The organism is Argonema antarcticum A004/B2 (genome assembly GCF_023333585.1).
GTDB classification, from domain to species: Bacteria; Cyanobacteriota; Cyanobacteriia; order Cyanobacteriales; family Aerosakkonemataceae; genus Argonema; species Argonema antarcticum.
Window position 1 is genome coordinate 1 of sequence record NZ_JAIQZN010000175.1, and the last position, 7,142, is coordinate 7,142.

Below are 7,142 nucleotides of genomic sequence, written 5' to 3' on the forward strand. Positions count from 1 at the left end.
GACTTACGGTACTTTTTTACAGCCGTGTCTGGGTACCCGCCAACGCCAGCGGTGGTAATGGAGTTTCTCAAACTAGATAGGTGCGATGCGCTAGCGTTGGTTTCTAATTACAGAGCGAAGCTTATAGAGCGGGATTTGAAGGAAGCGACAGTTAATCGCTCTTTAGCAGCGATTAAAGACTTAGTGAAGTATGCCCTCATGTTGGGCAAGTGCGAATGGAATTTGGCAGATGTCAAGAGCGAGCAAGTGAAACCCTACAGAGACACAACGGGGATTTCGCCCGAAGCATTTAAAGGAATGATGCAGCAGTGCGAGCGCACTACGCCCAAAGGTAAGCGAGATTATGCCCTGCTGCGATTGCTGTGGGAGAATGCCTTGCGTCGCGGGGAAGTGTCAGCGCTCAATATTGGCGATTTGGACGACGATTCCCGTCGTCTGTGGATTTTGGGAAAAGGTCGGGGAACACAAAAAGAGGCAATAGCTTTATCCATCCCAGTCATCAAAGCCTTGCAAGATTGGCTGACTTGTCACGACCGCTTAGCTTTCGACCAACCATTATTTTTCTCCATTGCCCATCTGACTTACGGGCATCGGCTATCTGGTACGTCCATATATAGGATTGTGCGTGGTTTGGCAACAGTAGCTGGGATCAAAAAAACCATGTCACCGCACCGCATCCGCCATTCTGGGATTACCGCCGCTCTGGTGGCTACAGGCGGAGATGTCCGGCGCGTCCAAAAACTCAGCCGCCATTCTAACCTGAATACTTTGATGATTTACGACGATAATAGACTCGATCATCAAGGGGAGATTTCTGATTTGTTATCCGAACTCATTTGACAGACTTTTTAGCCCTTCCGTACTTACTGTGCCAAATTATTAGTTTTCTGATGCCCTACACCGTAGCATCGCACCCCCAAAGCCGCAATTTGCCATAGGGCAAGCTAAGGGTGTAAATAGGGCTTGCTGAAATTTACCTGCGATCGCTAAAGTCAGAATGAAAGATCGAATCGACCTGGCCAAATCATAAGTTTATCTTGGGTTAATTTTACCTAATTATAAATTTTGTTAATTAAAGAGTCGAAAAAATGAGTAATTTTGAAATGACAAAATGGGTACAAATTAAAGGTTTGGTCAAAAAAGGGTATGGCGTAGCATCAGGCAAAGCTAAAGACCCTCGTTTCCCTAGCGGTACGATTGAAATGCAAAAGCCTTTTTTTCAGTCGCGGGGTCTGGACTTAAGTAACTATTTCCCTGGAACAATTAATATTTATATTGCTCCACATAAATACGAAATTAAACAAGCAAAATATACATTCAGGAATGTTAAATGGTCAGCCGAACCAGCCGAAGATTTCTCATTTTGTGATTGTAAAATTTGGCTGAAGGAAGGAGAATCACAGTCGGGTTTAATCTATTATCCTCATCCTGAAACTAAACCAGAACATTTTCAGAGTCCCGATACGCTGGAGGTTATTACGTCTTTTATCGGTGAGTTGAAATATGGAGATGAACTCATTATTGCAGTAAATAGCGAACAAATTAATATTGAGAGCGAGCGAATATAATTCAAGCCGCAATATCAACTTCCACAGGTGCATATTTGACTAACGAGCGATGGAGCATTACCATCGCCACTGCCAGCGGTATCATCATAGTAATAATTTCCAGATTAATTTTGTCAGCCAGCCAACCCACTGCTGTTGGGATACTCACCGCTCCGATACTGCCCACACTGGATAAAAGACCGATCGCCAACTCACTCCCATTGTGAGTAAGGTAGTGGCAATGGCAGGGCCCGAAAGTGGTTTAAATATGTTAAAAAGATATAAAAAAGATGAATAAGACTGGTTATTAATGTCTGAAATAAGCGCTCGCACAAACCTTGGTTCAAAATTTGCTCAATACAGCCCGCTCGTCATCAGTAGGATTGTTTTGGGCGAAACCAAACTGTTCGAGCATCAGCAAGAAGCTTTACTGACGATGTTTGACAAAGCATCTCGAGGTGAGTTAGACCCATCGCAGCGCAGCAGCAACGCTGGGGCGGGATACCTACTGATGGGAGTGGGGACTGGAAAAAGCGTAATTATCGAGTGTCTGCCTTACATACTGGGGCAGCAGATGACAGGACGGCAGGCGATCGTCTGCGTGGATAACTGTACCTTGCGCTCACGCATCATGCAAGACTTTCCTACCCTACCCGTGACCCACGTACCGATTTATGAATCTTGGCCACTGTACAACCTGGATATTTTACCCCCAGGCGTACCGCCACCAAATCTAGCAGAACTCAAAGCAGAACAATGGCGCAGTTATTTTTTCAATTTGGAGAGAGTCGATCTTCTAGTAGTTAACCGCCAGTTTTTAGTCAATCTCATCAATCGCGGCGAAATAAATCCAGAGAATGTAGGATTGCTAATCATTGACGAAGCCCACCATGCTAGTGCGGCTTCCTATACTACCATTATCAATTACTTTAATTCAAGTTTGTTAGTATTTTTAACAGGTTCTCGGTTTCGTTCTGATAGTAAACCGATTCCGCATATTCAGTATACAACATTAGAAGATACATCAGAAACTGGTCAAATATTAACGCGATATTCTCCAGTTACAGATTACGAGTTTACCATTCAGAATGCTTGGCAACTCAAAGAACCTCCGATCAAACGGGTAATGTACAAAGAAGCGACAAGCAAAGCGTTCCTGGTCGAAGAGGAAAATGGTCAAGAAATTGAATATACACCAGCAGTATTTTTTGCCAAAGCTGAATCAGATAGAGAATGGTTTAGAAAAATTTTACTAGCCGATTCCTTTTGTTTGCCAGTCTTAGAAAAGGCTGTAGAAATTTTAACTCAAAAACGTGGTACAGGCCAACCGCACGCCATGATTGTCCGCGCTCTCAACATACCGCACGCCCATCGATTATACCAACTGCTGCAAAACTTTCCTATCCTGAAAGAGCGCGTTGGCTTAGTTCATAGCGAAAAGGAAGGTTTCGACTTAGCAGGTAAACCGAGTGTTAGCTATCAGCGTTTTTTTAGCGGCGAATATATCTGTCTAGTACATTGTGGCATGGTAGGGGAAGGGTTTTCTCATCCTTGGGCATCAGTTTCGGTGAGTTTATGTATTATGAAAAGCCTGACAGTAGCAGAACAAGAATTCGGGCGTATAGTACGTAGAGTACCGGGTCGCCCACCCGGTAATTTTCCTGACTTGACTCACGAAAATTGGGGCGTTGTTGTCTCGCACGAAGCATTGAGGATTCGGGACATTTTTCAAAAGTTTCTAGAAGGGCAGAAATTAGCGCCTCTATCTGGATATGGAGAAGAAGAAATTCAGGTGACTTTAAAGCCCATTATTGAAACCGAATACTCGGCTGGAGAAAATGTTATTAAATTTAACGATACTTCTAAGTTAAAAGCAGGAGATATAATAGTCTTAAATTTACCCGCGCCACCAGTAAATAATACTCGTCCTCAAACAAATTCTAAATTTAATTTAGCATCAGAATTAAAACAAAGCGGTAGTTTAACAACTCAACCTGAGCAAAAAAGCGAAAATCAACTGCTTAACGCAACTAAGTCAGTTTCAGAGCAGAAAGGATTATATAATGTCTTTAAAAATGCCGCGGATGAAGTTTTAAGAACGATTCAACCATATAATGAAAAAGTAGTCGAGCCATCTCTTCAAGATAAAATATGCGATGCCATCGTCGAACGGATGAATCAAATACGCAACACTCGCACTGTTAGCATAAGAGTCGAAGCTGTTTTAGATAATCGCACAATTCAAATTTTACCCCAGTCAATTGACTTACCAGCCGGGACATCTGTAGTCAGAAAACAAATATCCAGAACGAAAGAGGAAGTAAACGTTAATTTTATTGGTCATTTAGGTTTGGATTGGATGGTAATGGTAGATGGCATTACCATGCCTTTCAAGGAATACAAGCGGCGTACAGTATTAAAGCAAAAAGGATTCGCTCTTGATGATAATGGAGAAGTCTTGGCAGGTGGTATGCGATTACGAGATAGTATGCCACCATCAACCTATGAAAAATTTATTAAAGAATTAGAAATCGATATCGAACACAGTGCGGTTATTCCTCCCCATCCAGCAGTATCTTGCCGACCCGATGAGATTAAGCGCCAAAAGGCGACAAAATATGGCGCAGCAATTAGTTCGTCTATTTATAAGTTACTCGACCATAAGTGGTTGATTCCAGATGGCAGTAGCGGTAAAAGTTTAATAGATAATCCTTTAGAGTGCTTATTGCCGTTGATGGTAAGAGAATCAGAATTAGAGGCAGAGAACGGAGTTGTAAATCCAGATGCTATCGCTCGCGATTTTTACAAAAATAATGGCCAAATGTTGCATAAAGTTGTGTTTGCCTATATCAAGAGACAAACAGGTAAAAAGTGGGGGATACATGAAAGTATAAGCGAATATGAGCTAGCGGTGAAAGTAGCAAAAGACTTACTGATAACTGTACGTTCTCAATTAATTGAAAGGCGGGGGCAGTATTGAAAAATTTAAGGTGGTTGTTTATAATAGCTGTAAGCTATCAGCTGTCAGCCATGCGCTATCAGCAGTCAGGTTATTGACGACGCATAGTGAGGAATTCAAATCCTACGAATTCGCTGATAACTGATAGCTGATAGCTGATAGCTGATTAAATAAACGTGACTCACGAACAACTTCCACTTCCAGTCATAGGCGATATGGTGCTGGGAACACCGCACCATCTTTCTCATAATAAGGCTAATAACCAACCAACATCAGGAGATATGGTGTTGGGATTTATGCCATCTGCCTATCAAAAAGCAATCTTTGATTGGTTGGCATCCGGTCAGGGGTCATGTGTAGTTTCTGCTGTACCGGGCAGTGGCAAGACTACTACTTTAATTAAAGGTGCTAATTTCATTCCCAAAAATCTGCGCTCGCGTTTTCTAGCATTCAACAAACATATTGCTGACGAGCTAAATCGTCAACTGCCCAAACACATCGAAGCAAGTACTATACACAGTTTGGGTTTGTCAAGTTTATGTCGTGCTTTTCGCAATATGCCTGAGATTAACAAACGTAAATATTCAGTAATTGTTAAGGATTATTTAGCAGATAGAAAAGTACACTCAGCGCTCGAATACCATCGATTGGTATCGCTGGTAAAGTTCAGTCAACTTACTTTAACTGACCCCAGCAATAGCACAACGTTAAAACAATTATGTCATTATTATGGATTGCCCAGCATAGGAGATTGGGATTTTATTCAAAAAGCTGTGTTTGAGATTCTAGAAATAGGAATACGTCAGTGTAGAGAATTTATTTCCTATGAAGATATGGTATGGCTACCATCTGTGTTGAATTTGCCAGTATATAGCTACGACTTTCTGTGTGTAGATGAAGTGCAAGACCTCAACGCTGCACAAATCGATATTGTCATGAGGGCATATAAAGCAGGAGCTAGGGGGATTTTTGTTGGCGACGAACGTCAAGCTATCATGGGGTTTAGTGCCGCCGATCGACAAAGTATTGCTAATATTATAGAACGAACAGGTGCGATTCAATTATCTTTATCTATTTGCTATAGATGTCCGACTACCCATATCGAGCTAGCCAATCAGATTTATAACGTAATTGAACCTCGAAAGAATGCGCCACCAGGAACGGTTAAATCAATAAAAATAGCAGAAATTCCCAAGTTAGCTAAAGCTGGCGATTTGATTATCTGTCGCTGCTTTTATCCGTTGATACCAGTATATTACGAACTGCTCAAGGCAGGAATTGCCGCAAAAATAAAAAATAAGGATATCGCCAGTCAACTGAATAGTTTGCTGGGCGAGATTGTAGGAGAGTCAGCCAAACGGTATAGTTGTCAGGAATTTACTGATACTTTGCATTCTTGGTATGAGTCAAGAAAAAAAGAAATGCTCTGTGATGGAGTACCGATTACAGTAGTTGTGGATTTGCACGATCGCATCCTGACCCTTAATGCCATCTATACTGGTAATAATTGTCAAGATACAGTTGAACTGGCTGGGGCGATCGAGCGTTTATCTAAAAGTGATAAGAATGAAGTGTTTTTGACCACGATACATGGCTCTAAAGGGCTGGAGGCGGAGAGAGTTTTTCACATTAGACCGGATCTGCTTCCACATCCTAGAGCCGAGAAGGATTGGGAAAAGGAGCAGGAAAAAAACTTGCAGTTTGTCGCTGCTACGAGGGCTAAGCACGATTTGTTTTTAGCGAATAAATAGTTAATATTTGACACTCTGCAAGCTTGTAGCGATGCAGATTCTTGTGTCTATAGACATTCTCCTGTGGGGAGAAAATCCAACATCTGCGTTCGGAGCCGTACCAAACGGCTCGTTCTTCAGACCGGATGAAGCATATCTAACATATCTAATTTTATATAAATGGTCGAGTACGGCTAACTTTGGCAGGACAAAGAATGCGCTCACCATCTTTATACCCTACAAACCTCACAAAAACCAGCTCTCCCTCAGCTATATCATTGACATCCGCTTGATGCAACTGGGGATTGTAAGGTACTTGTTCCCAAACTTGACCTAAAGGTTCAATACCCCAAAAAGCCAGCAGATTATCCAACGGTACGAATAGGGAAACTATATTAGACGCTGGGAGTTGAGGGTTGATCTGTACAGCCGCCCGTACACTGCAATAGTTAGTTAACAGTGTTTGCAATTGACGAAAAGTACTGGAACGCTCATCCAACCGTACCTCTGCTGTTGAATTTTCTAACTGTCTTTTGAGAACGAGGCACTCTTTTGTTAATTCTTCAACTAGATCTGGCTGAGAAGAGGATATTGAGCCAGAATGCGATCGAGTAACCAAATTCTGCGAGCTAGTAACCTTTAATCCCTCGTTTTTTAGTGACTCCTGAACGCCAGTAATATCAACACTTTGAGCCGCTACGCTGTCTTGAGTAACCTCATAGCCCGATGTAGAGGTCGCAGTCAAGGCAACAGCAGAAGTTACATTTAGACTATCCTCCACTTTGACAATTGAAGCCAGAAGGGAATCTTGTTTAGCAACAGAGGGAGACTGACAGACTTGTTCTGTCAGCCGATCGTCGGTTACTGAGTTACTTGCCGTCGCGAATGAGGCTGAAATGCTCTTGC

General features: G+C 42.2%; 6 protein-coding genes. 4 read left to right on the plus strand and 2 right to left on the minus strand.

Annotated features, from left to right (window positions below):
• Positions 1–840, plus strand: an 840-nt coding sequence (locus LAY57_RS34410) for a tyrosine-type recombinase/integrase (protein WP_249071785.1), incomplete at its 5' end; no start/stop codon positions are given.
• Between the two features lie 248 nt (positions 841–1,088).
• On the plus strand, positions 1,089–1,568 hold the full coding sequence (locus LAY57_RS34415) for a hypothetical protein (protein ID WP_249071787.1): 480 nt from the start codon (positions 1,089–1,091) through the stop codon (positions 1,566–1,568).
• A 1-nt stretch (position 1,569) separates the two neighbouring features.
• On the opposite strand, the gene LAY57_RS34420 is transcribed toward LAY57_RS34415, so the two are convergent.
• Entirely contained in the window at positions 1,570–1,758 is a 189-nt protein-coding gene (locus tag LAY57_RS34420) for a hypothetical protein (protein WP_249071789.1), read from the minus strand.
• 99 nt (positions 1,759–1,857) lie between these two features.
• On the opposite strand from LAY57_RS34420, the gene LAY57_RS34425 reads away from it, so the two are divergent.
• Both LAY57_RS34425 and LAY57_RS34430 read left to right on the plus strand, forming a co-directional pair.
• The gene (locus tag LAY57_RS34425) at positions 1,858–4,527 is read left to right on the plus strand and encodes a DEAD/DEAH box helicase (RefSeq protein ID WP_249071791.1); all 2,670 of its coding nucleotides are present in this window, start codon (positions 1,858–1,860) and stop codon (positions 4,525–4,527) included.
• Positions 4,528–4,682: 155 nt separating this feature from the next.
• Entirely contained in the window at positions 4,683–6,257 is a 1,575-nt protein-coding gene (locus LAY57_RS34430; protein WP_249071792.1) for a UvrD-helicase domain-containing protein, read from the plus strand.
• A gap of 151 nt (positions 6,258–6,408) precedes the next feature.
• Here the strand turns inward: LAY57_RS34430 and LAY57_RS34435 are convergent.
• The coding region (locus LAY57_RS34435) for a nucleotide exchange factor GrpE (protein ID WP_275994495.1) at positions 6,409–7,142 on the minus strand (734 nt) is incomplete at its 5' end.